The organism is Paenibacillus sepulcri, assembly GCF_042647105.1.
GTDB classification, from domain to species: Bacteria; Bacillota; Bacilli; order Paenibacillales; family Paenibacillaceae; genus Paenibacillus_Z; species Paenibacillus_Z sepulcri.
In genome coordinates this window covers 7,327,762-7,343,393 of sequence record NZ_JBHRUP010000001.1, presented here as the reverse complement: position 1 = coordinate 7,343,393, position 15,632 = coordinate 7,327,762, and the positions used below count along the sequence as shown (strand labels likewise).

The following is a 15,632-nucleotide window of genomic DNA, read 5'->3' as shown; positions in this document are numbered from 1 at the left end:
TGCAAAGCTATAAACGGTATGGGTTGTGGACAGCTTTGTCACCTTGGTTCAAAACCAACCACGGTGTCAATATGACTGGTTTTGAACCCTATCTGTTAGATTCGGGGTAGAAAGGTACGAAAGTGGATGCTTCCGAGGCAGCTTTCTTGCAGAAAGCTTTGGGCATACGCTTCTTAAACTGTCTCCATCTGCTGCGACTGTTAATCGCCGGTCTTCTCTATACACCGGTGATTTTGTTTAATGAGGCATCCAAATCCTCCATCAGCGAGTCCGCATTTTCCAGCCCGATCGAGATTCGCACCAGGCCCTGAGGGATGCCGCTCTCCCTGGATGCTGCTTCGCTCAGCCACAGGCCGGGCGAATTAATCAGACTTTCGAAGCCGCCCCAGCTTGGTCCCTCCTCGAACAGCCGCAGCCGCTTCATGAAGCCCGTAATCTGCTCCCGGTCTCCCCTCGGCACGAAGCTGAACAGCCCCGAGGTTCCGGACATCTGACTCTTCGCCAGCTCATACTGCGGATGGCTCGCAAGTCCCGGATAAAGCACGCGCTCCACCATGGGATGCCCCTCCAGAAATGCGGCCACCTTCCCGGCATTCTCCTGATGCTGGCGCATCCGGACAGGCAGGGTCCGAAGGCCACGGATCAGCAGCCAGGCCTGATGGGGATCCATCACAGCGCCGAACATCCCCCGCTCCCGGTGGGTGATTTCTTCCATAAGCGTTTTGCGGCCGATCATCACGCCCGCAAGAATATCGCTGTGCCCGCCCATATATTTGGTGGCGGAGTGTACAACAATATCGATCCCGAAGGCAATCGGATTCTGATAGAGCGGAGTTGCCCATGTATTGTCGACGATGGTCACAATCCCTCTGGCTTTGGCAATGCCCGCAATGGCCTTCAGATCCTGCAGCGTAAACACATTCGATAAAGGCGTTTCCAGATAGATCGCTTTGGTGTGGGGACGAAGCGCCGCTTCAATCTCATCCGTGCTCTCGCCGGATACGAATGTTGTTTCGATGCCGAACTTTGTCATATAGGATTCCAGGAACCCCTTCGTCGGCGGATAGACATTCCGTGGACAGATGATATGGCTGTCTTTCTCCAATACGCTCATCAGCGCTGCCGTAATGGCAGCCATACCGGACGAGAAGCATCTGGCTTCCTCCCCTTCCTCCAGTGCAGCGATCTTCTTCTCCGCGATCTCAGTGGTTGGATTGGACACGCGGGTGTAAGTATAACCATGGTTGATCGTTTTGCGTGTAAAGAGCGAGTTCTGAAAAATAGGCGGGACAATGGCTCCCAGATACCGGTCGTAATCATCGCCATAATGCGTACATATCTCTTCCTTGGTTAAAGCAGGTCTGTTATCGTCCATTGTTCCACTTCCCTCCGCGAGAAAGGCGCCCGAGTTGATTCGGGACGCCTTCTTCCTGTCATTTCATATGCAATTGTGAGGAATCGTTCATCCTGCTCGAAAAGCTGTATTCCGCTTTATAAGCCGCAGCGGTGCCGCGCCGTCTGACCATGACGCCCCAGCGCATTACATCAAGCCGGTGCTCATATCCCCTGAACAGATATACGGTTGTTCCCGGACTGCCCTCCATCTTCAGGGTCAGCTGTTTATCGGGCATTGTCCAGCTTACTTCCCAGTCGCTGTCCGTATCGCAGACCATGGTTTCCAGCATGAGCTGATAGCCATCCGCATCGCCGGGCGGGTCGGTTTCGCTAAAGTTCAGGTCCGATTGCGGCTCGCCTGAGCAGTGGAAAAGCCAGTCGAAGACATGCTCCTCTTCATGTCCCGGCGCAGGGATCGCCTGAAACTCGTCCTCCAGCCGGTCTTCATGAAGCTGGAGACGGCGGGCGTAATGGATGCCGTCATAGACATCATCGGCCGCCACCCTACAGCTGCTGTTCTCCCTGTCGAATTCCTCGATACGGCCCACCGGCCGGTTCGGCTGATTCAGCTTGTCGACCATGACTGAATTATGGGCGATTGTTTTGCGCTGCCATTCACGGAACAAGTCTGAGCCGTAACCGCTGTTGGAAATATCCCGGGAGATGACTTCGTCCTTATAGAACAGCTCAAAGTTCATAATGTCGGCATGGGAATGGCCCCGCAGAACAAATCCATATTTGAGGAAGACGGACGCATCTCCATTTTGCAACAGGGCAAAATGTATATCCGGATCCACCCGCGACTCTGCGTCCGGCAGTCCTTTTCCCCGAAGCTCCCCGTCGAACCGTTCCTCCTCCCAATTCCTGCCGAACAGCAGTCTGGATACGCCGCCGATATTGGCATCCGCCCTGCCGGTATCCTCCTTGTCGTAGCATTGGGCAAGGGCATAACGATAGGCGGCTTCATCATGAATATTGCGAATCCATTCATACTGATGGGCATAGTTGCCGAACTTCAGCAGCGGCCAGCCATCATTCGGGTTCGGAAATTCGCCGTTCGGGAAGGCATACATGACCGGATACCGGTACATTCTCAGCAGGGCGTCTTCCATCTCGGGAAATTCATAGCCATAAAGTTTGCAGAAAGCCAGATAGTAGGTCATCCCTTCCGCGCAGTAGAAATGATAATGGAAGGAGGCTTCATACCAGAAGCCCTGGGGAAGCAGGCCGTCGGACAGCTTTTTCTTGATCCCGTATTCGCCCTCCGCAGCCAGCTCGCACCATTTGCGCTCATTGAAGAACAGGCCGATCATACCCGCCGCCGCTTTCATCCAGCAAATAATATTCGGTGTGACGCCGACCTTCTCGATCAGAAACTCGGCCTCGGGAAGGAAGAAGCGGCGCTTGTACGTCTCCAGCTCATCCATCGTAAATTCATCCCGCACCAGCTCCATGCCGTTGAGCAGCCATATCACGCATACCCCGTCCGTCAGATCCGTACCGGAGAAACGCCCTTCCTGTCTTGGCGGTGTCCGGACGCTGAAGCTGCCATAATTGTCACTGAGGAAGCCGAGCACCTTGCGGATAAACGCCATGTAGGCAGAACCGCCGTACAGGTTGTGCAGCACGGCTGCCGAAAACACCTGCGAGCATACGTTTGCGCGGTACATATAGCACCAGGCATCATCCACCTCCTGGGCTGCGCGCAGGCGGCCGCAGCCGCTGCATTTATGCTCATGCGGCTTCTCCGGATCAAAGATAAGCGCAGCAAAACATTGGTCGCAGAAATAATGATGGCCCCAGCCGGCAACCCGGGAGGCATCGTCCTCGTAGCGGGCGACCCATTGGTCGGTGACCGGCTTCATCCTGTCTACGATCTGGCGGGCCCATGAATGCGTTTTGATTTTATCCCGCACGACCTGCCAGTCCTCTACCAGATTCATCGTATCCTTCATTCGGCTGTTCTCCTCTCGGGCTCAAGCTGCCGATCCCGGTGCTTCAGGCTCTCCACCAGCATCAATAACGTCATTGCCTGTCCATAAGGCATCGGGCAGACCGAAATATCCTTGTAATCCTGCATTGTATCGCCGACACAGGTGCCGTAGGAAACCTCCTGCACCATGCCCTCAATGTCGATGCGGCTCATTACCGCCTGCATCGCCTTCAGCCCGACTTCGCGGTATTTGGCCGGTAGATAGCCCTTGCGCACCGCTTTCAGAATCCCGTAAGCGAAACCCGCTGTCGCCGAGCTCTCTACATAGGAGCTTGAATCGTCAAGCAGCGTATGCCACATGCCCTCTTCCGTCTGCAGGCTGGCGAGCGTCCCGACCTGCCGCTCCAGCGAAGTAACCAGGAACTTTCTCACCCCTCCCGGGACCGGCACGATATCCAGATAATCCACCAGACCAGCGGTATACCAGGCATTCCCGCGTCCCCAGAGGGCTCCGGCAAAATGATTGTTCTCCATAAAAGTCCAGCCATGATAGAACAGGCCGCTGCGGACATCGGTCAAATATTTGAGGTGGACGAGAAACTGGTGCATGCTCTCCTGCACATAATCGTCCCGGCCCAGCAGCACGCCCATCCGCCCCAGAAACAGCACGGTCATATACAGCGTATCGTCCCATAGCTGGCCTTCATTCGCGCTCGTTACAGTCAGATGGGAGATTCCATCCTCCGGCGTGCGCGGCATGTCCTCCTGGACATATTCGGCCCATTCCCGGCATATTTCCAGATAATCCGGCCGCCTGAGCTCTTCATAAAGATAACTCATCGTCAGCAGCGGGCACATCGTATTGACATTTTTGCCCGGCAGCCCCTTCGCAATATGGCGGTCAAACCACGCTGTCAGTTCGTCCAGGATTTCTTTCCTGCCGGTTTCCTTGTAATACAGATAAAGAGCGAACAGGCCGACGCCCTGAGACCAGTCCCACACATCCATCGAGATGATGCTGTCCTTGACGTTCTCCTTGATGGTCGGCTTCAGGTTCCTCATGCCATGCAGTACGTGATCGATCGTGCCCTCAATTTCAGCCCTTGTTAAAGCCCCGATCATTCATCCCACTCCCTTCAACGCTTGATCAACTCCCATTTTACAAGAAATGCAAGCGTTTACTATTGGAGATTCTTGCGTTTATATTAGCTATTTTGACACGGGTCAAGATGATTTCTCCTCACTTTCGTGCAGTACAGGCAGCCGGATCCGGATCTTCGTTCCCTCACCGACGGCGCTGTTTATAGTCAGGCCGTATTGATCGCCGTACAAAATCCGGATCCGTTTATGGACGCTGATGATGCCCACATTGGTATGCCTGTTTTTCTCCAGATAGTGACCGTACAGCTCGGGGGCCAGCAGCCGCTCGACCATTTCGGATTCCATCCCTACGCCGTTGTCACTCACTTCAATCAGCAGATCACCCTGCTCGGACCAGCAGTCTATCTCGATAATGCCTTTGCCCGGCTTCTCCTCGATACCGTGAATAATAGAATTCTCGATTAGCGGCTGCAAGATGAATTTGGGCACGCGGGAATCCATCAGCCTCTCGTCAAACCGGTAAATTACCTCGATTTTGTCCCCATAGATGATTTTGTGGATGGACAGATAGCTCTGGATAAAAGCAATCTCCTCCTGCAGCGCCAGCACATCCCCCTTCTTGCCGATGCTTTCGCGCAGCAGCTTGCCCAGCAGATAAACCATCTCGCCGATCTCGTCCTCGCCTTTGATTTTGGCCATACTGTATATCGATTCCAGCGTGTTGTAGAGAAAATGCGGGTTCATCTGCGCCTGCAGCGCCTTGTACTCAAACTGAAGCGTCCGGTACTCCGCTTTCTGCTTCAGCAGCTTCTCGCGGTAGACCGAATTGAACAGATCGTTGATCTTCTCGGCCATGGAGTTGAATTTGGCGGCAAGCAGCCCCACCTCGTCGCGGCTTTTTGGCACAATGACATGATGATTGAAATCCAGCGAGAAGCTGGACATGCTCTGCAGCAGCAGCCTGATATTCGCCGTAATGTTCTTGGAGATGAACGCCGCCATCAGAAAAGCGATAAACAGCGACACCAGAATGGTGCTGATGGTCCAATATTTGATGCTGTCGGTGCCCCGGGTCAGCTGGCCGACATCGATGATCTGAACGATTTTCCATTTGTCGTATACCGTTGAGATCAGCGTGGAAATATAATGCCGGCCGCCGAACGTAAATCCATTTTTGGCTGAATCAAACAGGTACAGCTTGTTCTCCAGATAATATCGGGCGAGCTCCGTAGTGTCCTTCTCCCCCGGTACAAACAGCTCATTATTTTCATTCAAAATCAGAATATCACCGTCCATCAGCGTATGGACATTGGTGATGATGCTGTTGACATAGCTGCTCTCAAGGCCGATCGCGATCAGTCCGATATATTTGTAGGTGCTGATATCATAAAGCGCCCGGGCCATGAATATGGTGCCGTTATCGCCCTGAAACCAGGCCGCTTTCCCCCGTTTATCGCGGATGCTGTCCATATCAAGCCGCTCCATGAGCTTCTCGTTGTAGTTCTGGAACATATTGCGTTCAATCGAATACCGCTTGTCGTTGACATCGAGGATCAGTACGGATAAGAACGTATCCTTTGTAAACAGCAGCTCGCTAAGAAAATCCGTCACATATTTGTCTCTCACATAGATTTCCTCTGCCGTGACCGCCTTCTGGCCCAGCTTTTCATTCAGACTGGAATTACGGAACTGCTGAAACGCGACTTCTTCAATATCCGTCGTGCGCTTCTCCAGATTGATGCAGATCTGGCCGATCAGATACTCCGAGAACTCCCCCGAATTCCGCTTGATTGCCCCGACGGAGACAAAATAATTGATTCCGCTGATCATGAGCACCGTAACCAGGATGATCGCCGTGAACGAGATCAGAAATTTGGTTCTCAGCTTGGCATTGATAAAATAATTGATGATGGTGCGCAACAGCGCCACCCCCGGCTGAAGAATATGAATCCAGACAGCGGCTGCTGCCGCTTTCCTGTACGAAATTGTTCGGCTGGCTTGGTACGAACAATTACCACGCATTTCATGTAAACGTTATCATTTAGCTGGATTGTTTGTCATTGAGATTCGATAGTTATAAACCTGTGGCGGGTATGGACGGAACAGTGCAGTCCTGAGAGGTATTTCCGGTGCCTCGCACTAGGTGCGACTAATAGATCAAATATTCATAATGATACATTGACGAGGTACTTTCGGTACTCTGCCCTAGGTGTGACGGTGCGTGTTGGCTGTCAACCTCATGCGGCAAAGCAGCCGCTGGTCTACATCTCACAGCCCCTGTGCTGCAAGCAGCCGCCCATCTACATCTCGCTGCCCCTGTTCTTGTATTCCTTGGGAGAGATGCCCTCGATTTTTTTGAATACCTGATAGAAATAGGCGTATTCCTTGTAGCCGACCATTTCACCGACCTCGTTGACTTTGTTCTTCGGATCCTTGAGCAGCCGTTTGGCCGCTTCAATTCTCGCTTTATAGACCAGATCGACAAAATTAATGCCCGTTTCCATGCGCAGCAGGCGGCTCAAATAGCTGGAGCTGATGCCGAGATGGTCGGCTACGAGTGTCAGACTCAGGTTCTCTGCGAAATGGTTGTTAATATAATCAACGGACTTCTTGACGACCAGACTGTATTCCTTGTCGCCATTCTCCAGCTTGGTCTTGATCCCCTTAACGAATAAGGCCAAATAATCGGAAGCTGCCTGCATATTCGGCAGACGGTAAACATCATCCAAGATTTCATCAATCCGTTTGTTCATCCCGAATTCATCTCCGGTCAGACGGAAGTAATAACGGGCCGCTACGAGGCAGACATCGGACAGCAGTCCCTTGGCAACCAGGATATTGCCCTCGCTGTAGCCCCTGATTTGTTCAAGCACCTTCTCCAGATGCTTGATCATTTCCCCGCTGGTCGCATGCTCAAGCATCTGGTTGAACTGCTCCAAATCACGGATAATGGATTGCTTGCCCATTTCCCCGGCCGCATGACCGTTTTCCGGGAACAGAACAGGCTCCTCCGCCCGAAAAAAGCTGCTGTCCATCAGTGTTGATGCTTCGGCAAACGCTTCGGGCAGCTCCCTCAGCTGCTTATACTGCGAGCTGACGGCAATACAGCACAGCAGTCCGTACTGTTCTCTGGCTTGCTCGATCAGCTCCTGGCATACGGCCTGAAGCTTCATTTTGATCTCTCGCGGAGGCAGTGCTCGGGGGAATAGACCAGCTAATACAAGGTCATCCTGATGGAGCGACTCGATGATCTCAAAGTCCCGTTTGGCTGCCGACTGCCTTGCCATATCTGTGAGCTTGGCCTGCATGCCCAGCCTGATTCTGGCACTGTCCGCACCCTGCAGCGTAGCGAATGTCTGCTTGGAGCGCACGATCAGAACAGCGATGCGGCTGCATGAGATGCCCAACTGCTCGCTGATGATATACGCTTCCGTCTCCGATGCCCGTGCGCCGCCGATCTGCTCGGAAATAAATTTGCTCCGCAGGAAGGGCAGCGAGCTTTGATGACGCTCTTCCAGTCTGTTGATCGCTTCGGTCATATTCTCATTCAGGCTCAATTCCAAATGCCGGTTCTCCAGCTCCATCACGGCGAGCGCGATTACCCGCTCCAGTTCGTCATTACGCACAGGCTTGACGATAAAATCATAGGCGCCAAGCCGGACAGCCCGCTGTGCATAGTCGAAATCCTGGTAGCCGGTTATCAAAATCGTTTTGGACAGCGGGAAGGACGATTGCATCAGCTCGGCGAGGTCCAGCCCGCTGAGTCCGGGCATCTTGATATCCGTGATCAATATATCCGGCTTGTTGACCAGAATGACCTGCTTCCCCTCGATCCCGTCCTCCGCCTGCCCGACAACCGTGCAGTTCAGCTTGTTCCAATCGATCGTCTGCACGATTGCCTGCCGAATGAGCGGCTTGTCGTCTATCACTACCACACGTTTTTTCACAGGATTTCCTCCTCACGTTTACCAGTTAGCACGATTATAACCGAAGTCAACCGCTTTTTCCCATACTTCGGGAAGAAATGGCCCTGTCGCCCTCAGAAGCGGAATAGTCCCCCCCTTTGAAAATAATAAAATAGTGAAAGACTTACATGTGAAATCAACCTTGTCTGATATGAAGAGTAGAATTTTTTGCCGTCACATGAGCTTCTTCCACAACTTTGATTGACAAGTTTGGAGACGCACCGGGACGATCGGAAGAGCTGCAGCGAGGTTTTTCCGGCTTACGTGGCCGATGCCGGGGCTCATTGGCGTGTAAGCCGGTTTTTCCTTCCTGGAGCTGCCAGTTGGGCCGGGAGAGCGCCGAATCGGTGCTGTAGTGAGGGTTTTTCCGGCTTACATGGCCGATGCCGGGGCTCATTAGCGTGTAAGCCGGTTTTTCCTTCCTGGAGCTGCCGGTTGGGCAGGGAGAGCGCCAACTCGGCGCTGCAGTAAGGCCGGCGCTATCGCCGTCGCTTCCACGCATCAAAGGGGAACTCTCAAAAAGACTCCCCAAACAACAGCAAGCAATTCTAGCCCCGCACAACAACGCAAAGACGCCTCCAAAACCACGGGTAGAGTGGCGGTGGAAGCGTCTATTGGAATATCAGAGCCGGTATTCATAAAAAGCAAAAATGTCTATTGGGACAGTCCCCGACTGGACAAAAGAGATCTAGCCTTAACGCTCGCAGCAAGCGGCTCAGGACGCGAAGGCCTGGACATTAACGTTTCGTGTCCAGCGGCTTCAGTTTGGCTTCAATGGATTGGCGCTGATTCTCCAGAAATGGCGGCAGCGCCAGCGATTCGCCCAGGGTCTCGAACGGTTCATCCGTCGCGAAGCCGGGACCATCGGTAGCCAGCTCGAACAGGATGCCGTTCGGTTCGCGGAAATATAGGGAGCGGAAATAATATCTCTCCACGAAACCGGAGTTATGCAGACCCGCCTGATTCAGGATGCCGATCCATTCCATGAGCTCTTCCTTGTCTTCAATCCGGAATGCAACGTGGTGAACGCCGCCTCTGCCCAGACTGGCTGCAGACAAATCGCTGCGCGGCTCGACCTGCACCTCGGCGCCGGAGCCGCCGTCCCCTACCTGCATAATGATAATATCCTCCTGCCCTTCAACCAGCGCCGGCACCCGGCTCTTCTCCGTGAAGCCAAGAAGCCGAAGCGCCCCTAGCGTAGCATCCGGCTTACGGACCGTGAGCTTCACGGGACCAAGTCCCGTAATGCCGTAGGCAATGGGAACAGGGCTCTTGTCCCAGGGTATCCCGCCCTCCACGCCAACATTATGCTCATCCGAAATCAGCGCCAGCTTCTGGCCTTCCGGATCCTCGAAGAAAATCACGTTCCTGCCCGCATGTCCGGTAATCGGTGAATGCCTGACGCCTTTCTCAGTGAAGCGTTCGGTCCAGTACCGCAGCGCGTCGTCATTCTTCACCCGCAGCGAGGTTCCCGAGATACTGCTCACCCCTTCTTTGTTCGGCCCGATTCCGGGAAAATCAAAGAAGGTAAGCTCCGTGCCCGGCTTGCCCCGTTCATCCCCATAGAACAAATGATAAGCCGAGGTATCGTCCTGATTGACTGTTTTCTTAATCAGCCGCATGCCGAGGACATCCGTATAAAATTGATAGTTGCCTGCTACGCTTCCTGTCATAGCTGACAGATGATGAATTCCTTTTACATTCATGAGATTGCCCCGCCTTTCACGCTCTTAGTTTTCTTAACAGCTCAAGCAGCAGCTTCTGCTCGCCTTGGTCCAATGATTGAAATTGGGATGCCTGAAACTGCTCCTGGGGCGGAACAATTTCATTGTAAAGAAGCTGCCCGGCTTCTGTAAGCGAAATATATTTGGTCTTCCATTCCTGCTCACGTCCGATCAGTCCAAGCTCCTCCGCCTTGTGAATGAGCTGGGTGATATTTCCTTTGGTGACGACCAGTTTCTCTGCCAGCTCCTGCTGACTGATTCTGCCAGCTGCGCCTACCTGAGCCAGGACATCGAACTGTGCGGCAGTCAGCTTCCACTTCTTCAAGTGGTGATTGGTTTCGCGGATGCTCCGGTTGTAAAAACGGGACAGCCGAAACCACAGCAGGATGCCCAATCGTTCTTCCTTCCTGGTTAATGCACTCATGTCCGCATCCTCACGCACCCGCTTCACCTCTTTCCTGCAGCATTACCGACAAAAATAATTTCTAAACTTGTTGTCAGTATATAACTAAACTGATAACAAGACAATCCATCTCATCCTCCGCCGGCGGCTTCGGAATCCCTTTATCCGTCATTACCTCAAGGCGATATCATTGAACCGGTTATCCACCGTTTCACGCATCAGCCCCTTCAGCGACCGGATTGCCGTCTCTTCCACCATCAAGGCATCGTCAAACAAATCAATCATATCCTTGGCTTCGCTCGCATTCAATCTCCGGACCGGCATCATGCCGGCATTAATCATCGCCAGCTGTTGGAATATTGAATCCAGCCTCGCATAGGCATTCGCAGCTTCACGGATCTGCGGCATCCAGCGCTCCAAAGCGGCGATGTAAGCATGGCTGTCTCTTTTGGCAGCTCCGTAACAGCGGATAATCTCCCTCAGTCCGGCTGGATCGTAATGACCGCCGCGAAGAGCGTGTATGATCGCCCCATAAGCCGAACGGCCGCAGGCGTACTCCTTCTCAGGCAGCATCAAGTCATGGGATTCCCATTTATAGATAGCCTGCAGGAGAGACTCCAAGTAAATCTCCATCTCATCCGATTCGATTCGGGTTTCAAAGGTCTGAACATACCAATAAGGCGATCGGTTACAGCCAAAATCGCCATACGGCAGCGCCTCATAATCTTCTGCGGTGCCATCGGAGATATAGAGCACTTCCCGCTCATCATCATAGCCCGCGGCTATCACAAATTTATCTTTCCAGATAACAGCGCCTGTCCCGCGGTCAAGGGAGTCTTTGATAGCGGCCACCGCCTGCCTCTGATAGAGCGGGAACGTGGGCTGAAAATAAAATCCGGCATTCTGCGAAGCGGTTACGCCCAGAAAATCCGCAGCCAGAAAATGTTCCGCCATCCAGTTGTATGCTGTCACGGATTCCGGGGTCAGCCTCCGGTTGACCGTGAAACGGAAGGCCGCCGCGCTCATCCCCGCAAGCATGGATTTGGAACAGGCAATCCATCCCATTGGGAACAAAATCCCGTGCATGGCATCGATATAGGATTCGGATTCTAATATCATCCTCTGGCCGGTTAATAATACGGCTCCCACTTGAATCACTCCTTCCTTAAAAACTTGCCGCTTACGCTTCCCGTGACTATATCCGCCTGCTCCGCCGGTTATCTCCGGCCTTCTTATCCAAATTGCATTATCGCGGGGAATGCGCTCCCCACCTGGGGATTGTAGTTCGTTTCAGATCCGGATATCGGGCGGATAATGTCTGGAATAGCTCCATTGCCTGCTGCTCCAGCATTTCGGCAGTCTTTAGCGCTGCAATCAGATCCACGCTTCTCTTCTCCACGATACAGTTCTCTATAGCGGCCGTCTCACCCACAAGACGATCATAGAGACTGAAGGCCACGTCCGCTTCATGCCAAATCCCCAGAATATCATGCAAATAATCTCTGATTTCCTTCCTGGAATAGAGGTAGGAATCCAGAATATAGACAGCTCCCCGCTCATCATATCCGCCTGTCGCAAGTGCCTCCGTAAGAAAGGTATAAGCCAGCTTCCCGGAAGCAATTTCCCGTCCAGGCAGCGTTTTATAAGGCGTTTCCCAGTCATATACTGCCAGCCGGAAGGATTCCAGAATCATATCCTCCTGCGGAATCTCCACTTTCTCACCGAAGCTCTGGCAGTACCAGAAGGGTGTGAAATTAAGGCCGAAATTATCATACAGCACAATCCGGTCCTCATCCGTCCTCCCATCCTGTACATAAAAGATCCCGTCCTCATCGTCATACCCGTGGATGACACCAAATTCAGGAATCCAATAAATAACGCCTAGGCCCCTGTTCAGGCTCTCTCTTACCCATTTCACGGCCTCCTGCCGGTAATGGGAAAAGGTAGCATGCCTCGTTCTTCCTCCATCAATCGCTGTCCATATGCCCAGATTATCGATGGCAGGCTTATGCTCCGTCACCCACTGCCCGTAAGCAGATACGGACATCGGCAGGAGCTGCTCGTGAACAGAGAATTTGAACGCCATTCCGGTATAGCCGGAGAGCATATATTTGGGGCCGGTAAACAGGTTGGTCGCGGTCAATACGGCATGGAGGCTGTCTGTGAACGATTTCGATTCCCGCTTCATGATGAGATGGTCCAAATAAACACCGGACAAAATTCCCCGCCCCCTCTTTTCGCACCGCGCACCGTGCATCGCTCACAGCTACCAGGCAATGATCTGTGGCTCCGCATCGCGGCGGTCTAACATATTCTCCGCTTGATCGGATCTCTGAGCCGGATTGTCACCGGCCGCCTTCACTCGCGCTTCACAACTCCCAGCCGCTGAAGCGTTTGTTGACACAAATGAGCCAATTTCTTCTTCAGCCACTGCGGAGACTCAAGCTCCTTCCATTCTGCTACAAGCAAATACTGCAGGAAGGCATCCGTATCATAGAAGGATATCCGGTAAAGGAGTCCATCCCGGGACAGGATCGGGTAGCCCTTCCATGTATCGCCATGGACTGGACGAAGCATCTGTATCCGCGCTGTATAAGGTTTAAGTACAGGGGGCGGATTGTCCGTGCCGTCCGTCTCCATATCCTCGGAATACTCGTAATGCGACTCTGTCAATATGAGCTGCTGAATCTGATCCAGACGCACTGTTATTTTCAACCGCTGCCGGGCACAATAAGCGGCAATATAATCAGCGTTCACTTGGGAAATCAGCTTTAACGGATAGAGTTGAGCTTGCCGGGCGGCTCCCTGATTATCGGTATAAGTCATCTGAACGACAAGCTTCTGCCGGACGGCATGGCTGAGCAGCTCCAGATTATGCATCATGCGCGGATTAGCTTCAAAAACGGGCAAGCGAAAGCTGCTGCCGCTCCCCTGTTCATCCGTAAAACGCTCAAGCAGCTGCGCCACCCGGCGGATGGCGTCCGCATTATCGTAATGGTAATTCCGGTACCGGTGGGCCAGGTATTTCAGCACCTTCTTCTCGTCCCCCGTCATATAGAGATGAGGCAGGACGTAGGCTTTGTCTTCGTAACAATAGCCCCTGTGTTTGGCAACATATAATAAAGGCGCCCGCAGTGACATTTCCAAATATTCAATATCGCGCTGCGCCTGCCGTTTGGAAATTTCGAACTGCTGCGCAAGCTTCGTGCTGTTCGGGTAACTGCCCAGAATAATCTGCTGGTCAAACCATTGAATCCGATGCATATTGCTCACTTTCAGCAGTCCTCCTTAACGGCAGATGCCCGTTTCCTTCCATTACAGCACTGAACAGTCTTTGCTTGCAAGCAGAATTTATGGAAAAAGGCCCGCCCCATCCAGGGAACGGGCCGTCCTTCCGGATAGCCTAGCTGATGGCTTCCACTTTCTCCTGCGGTGCGTTGATGCATCTTTTGCAAACCTTGACCGGCGTTCCATCGGATTTTGTCCGTGGATAAAGCAGTTTTATTCTGGTTCGGCTGCAGACCGGGCAAGTTCCCCGGCCGCGCGAGGGCAGACCCCACAGCACACGGCCTCTTTTTGTTTTTGCCACATGTAAACCCCATTTCATGCCTCAGCTCTTTTTTTTAACTATCACAAGTGGTCTGTATCCGGCAGGCATCCGGCAATCCGGCTGGCTTGACTGGATCATCACGCCTTTCACTGCACTTGCACTCATTATAAAACAGCTGGTGCGACATAAAATGTCATCTCAATTGCACTCAGGAAAGAAACATCCGGGCCAAGCCGAAGCCGCCCGGCGCAAGCTTGTATTTAAGCCTGCCTGATTATCTGCTATATTGAAATAGCAAAGGAGCGGAATAACACATTATGGCAATGACATCCACTACCCCCGAAATCGCTGCAGGCGGCCAGCCCCTGACCAAAGGATTAATTTTGCTCATGAGCGCGGCCTCCGGCATGGCTGTGGCAAACTTATACTACAACCAGCCGCTGCTTGCGGATATCGGGCGCACTTTTCACGTTTCATCCGACGCTGCCGGGCTTATTTCGATGTTTACGCAAATCGGATACGCGCTCGGCTTGTTTCTGTTCGTCCCTCTCGGCGACATCAGAGAGCGCCGCGGTTTGATCACCGCCTTATTGGCTGCCGTCACCGTATCGCTGCTTGGCGTCTGCACCGCTCAGAGCTTAACCTGGATCTACATCGCCAGTCTGGCAGTGGGCATTACGACCGTAGTGCCGCAAATTCTGATCCCCCTGTCCGCTCAAATGGCTTCGCCCCAGGAACGCGGCAAAGTAATCGGCACGGTAATGAGCGGGCTGCTGCTCGGCATCCTGCTTGCCAGAACCGTTGCCGGTCTGATCGGCGGAGCGTGGGGCTGGCGGACTATGTATGCAATCGCCGCCGCGCTCATGCTTGGGCTGCTGATTGTTCTTCGTGCGAAGCTTCCGCGAAGCCAGCCGGGTATGACGGCCTCCTATACGGAGTTGATCAAATCGATCGGCGGTTTGATCCGCCAGTTCTCCACGCTGCGGGAAGCCGCTCTGATTGGAGCTGCAATGTTCGGGGGCTTCAGCGTGTTCTGGACATCGCTGGCTTTCTTCCTGGAGGGCGGCACTTATGGCTACAGCAGCCAGGTTGCCGGATTATTCGGCCTTGTCGGGGTCGTCGGGGCCTCCGGGGCTCCGGTTGTCGGACGATTGTCGGACCGATTTCAGCCGAAGGTTCTGGCAGGTCTGCTGATTGCGGTTACGTTCGTTTCGTACCTTTTCTTCGGCTTTGCCGGCACTTCGTTATGGGGGCTGATTGTCGGGATCATTCTGCTCGATCTTGGCGTGCAGGGAACCCAGATTTCCAATCAGGCCCGCGTGTATGCCCTTGATCCCGCTGCCCGCAGCCGGTTGAACACCGTATTGATGGTCAGCACATTTATTGGCGGCGCCATCGGATCAACCCTTGGAAGTTATGCCTGGCATAATTGGGGGTGGACTGGGGTCAGCTGGGCAGGAGGCAGCCTGATTGCCGCTGCATGCCTGGTATGGGGCAGTCACAGACTGCGCGGCAGATGACAGATCGGTTTCTATGCATCCCGAAACGAAAAAAAAGCTGT

At 53.3% G+C, this 15,632-nt stretch carries 12 protein-coding genes; 1 reads left to right on the top strand and 11 read right to left on the bottom strand.

Annotation, left to right across the window (positions count from 1 at the left end):
* Positions 1–217 precede the first annotated feature (217 nt).
* The 11 genes from ACFOLF_RS31915 to ACFOLF_RS31865 form a co-directional block, all read right to left on the bottom strand.
* Positions 218–1,375 (bottom strand): trans-sulfuration enzyme family protein, encoded by a 1,158-nt coding sequence (locus ACFOLF_RS31915; protein WP_210039418.1) that lies wholly within the window; start codon positions 1,373–1,375, stop codon positions 218–220.
* Between the two features lie 58 nt (positions 1,376–1,433).
* Positions 1,434–3,350 (bottom strand): heparinase II/III domain-containing protein, encoded by a 1,917-nt coding sequence (locus ACFOLF_RS31910; protein WP_210039419.1) that lies wholly within the window; start codon positions 3,348–3,350, stop codon positions 1,434–1,436.
* On the bottom strand, positions 3,347–4,450 hold the full coding sequence (gene bglB, locus ACFOLF_RS31905) for a beta-galactosidase BglB (RefSeq protein WP_210039420.1): 1,104 nt from the start codon (positions 4,448–4,450) through the stop codon (positions 3,347–3,349). The genes ACFOLF_RS31910 and bglB overlap by 4 nt, the downstream gene beginning before the upstream one ends.
* Positions 4,451–4,552: 102 nt before the next feature.
* Positions 4,553–6,349, bottom strand: a complete 1,797-nt coding sequence (locus tag ACFOLF_RS31900; RefSeq protein WP_210039421.1) for a sensor histidine kinase — start codon at positions 6,347–6,349, stop codon at positions 4,553–4,555.
* A 380-nt stretch (positions 6,350–6,729) separates the two neighbouring features.
* Positions 6,730–8,376 (bottom strand): response regulator transcription factor, encoded by a 1,647-nt coding sequence (locus ACFOLF_RS31895; protein WP_210039422.1) that lies wholly within the window; start codon positions 8,374–8,376, stop codon positions 6,730–6,732.
* Positions 8,377–9,131: 755 nt separating this feature from the next.
* Complete coding sequence (locus tag ACFOLF_RS31890) at positions 9,132–10,100, bottom strand: ring-cleaving dioxygenase (protein ID WP_210039423.1); 969 nt, start codon at positions 10,098–10,100, stop codon at positions 9,132–9,134.
* A gap of 16 nt (positions 10,101–10,116) precedes the next feature.
* Positions 10,117–10,542: a MarR family winged helix-turn-helix transcriptional regulator gene (locus tag ACFOLF_RS31885; RefSeq protein WP_210039424.1), complete on the bottom strand. Its 426-nt coding sequence runs from the start codon at positions 10,540–10,542 to the stop codon at positions 10,117–10,119.
* A gap of 150 nt (positions 10,543–10,692) precedes the next feature.
* Positions 10,693–11,670: a hypothetical protein gene (locus tag ACFOLF_RS31880; RefSeq protein ID WP_210039425.1), complete on the bottom strand. Its 978-nt coding sequence runs from the start codon at positions 11,668–11,670 to the stop codon at positions 10,693–10,695.
* 97 nt (positions 11,671–11,767) lie between these two features.
* A complete protein-coding gene (locus tag ACFOLF_RS31875) occupies positions 11,768–12,739 on the bottom strand; it encodes a hypothetical protein (RefSeq protein ID WP_379113109.1) in 972 nt (323 codons plus the stop codon).
* A gap of 140 nt (positions 12,740–12,879) precedes the next feature.
* On the bottom strand, positions 12,880–13,785 hold the full coding sequence (locus ACFOLF_RS31870) for a helix-turn-helix transcriptional regulator (RefSeq protein ID WP_379113146.1): 906 nt from the start codon (positions 13,783–13,785) through the stop codon (positions 12,880–12,882).
* 139 nt (positions 13,786–13,924) lie between these two features.
* Complete coding sequence (locus ACFOLF_RS31865; protein ID WP_379113106.1) at positions 13,925–14,110, bottom strand: hypothetical protein; 186 nt, start codon at positions 14,108–14,110, stop codon at positions 13,925–13,927.
* Between the two features lie 278 nt (positions 14,111–14,388).
* Between ACFOLF_RS31865 and ACFOLF_RS31860 the strand changes: the two genes are divergently transcribed.
* Positions 14,389–15,591 (top strand): MFS transporter, encoded by a 1,203-nt coding sequence (locus ACFOLF_RS31860; RefSeq protein ID WP_210039427.1) that lies wholly within the window; start codon positions 14,389–14,391, stop codon positions 15,589–15,591.
* The last annotated feature ends 41 nt before the right edge of the window (positions 15,592–15,632 follow it).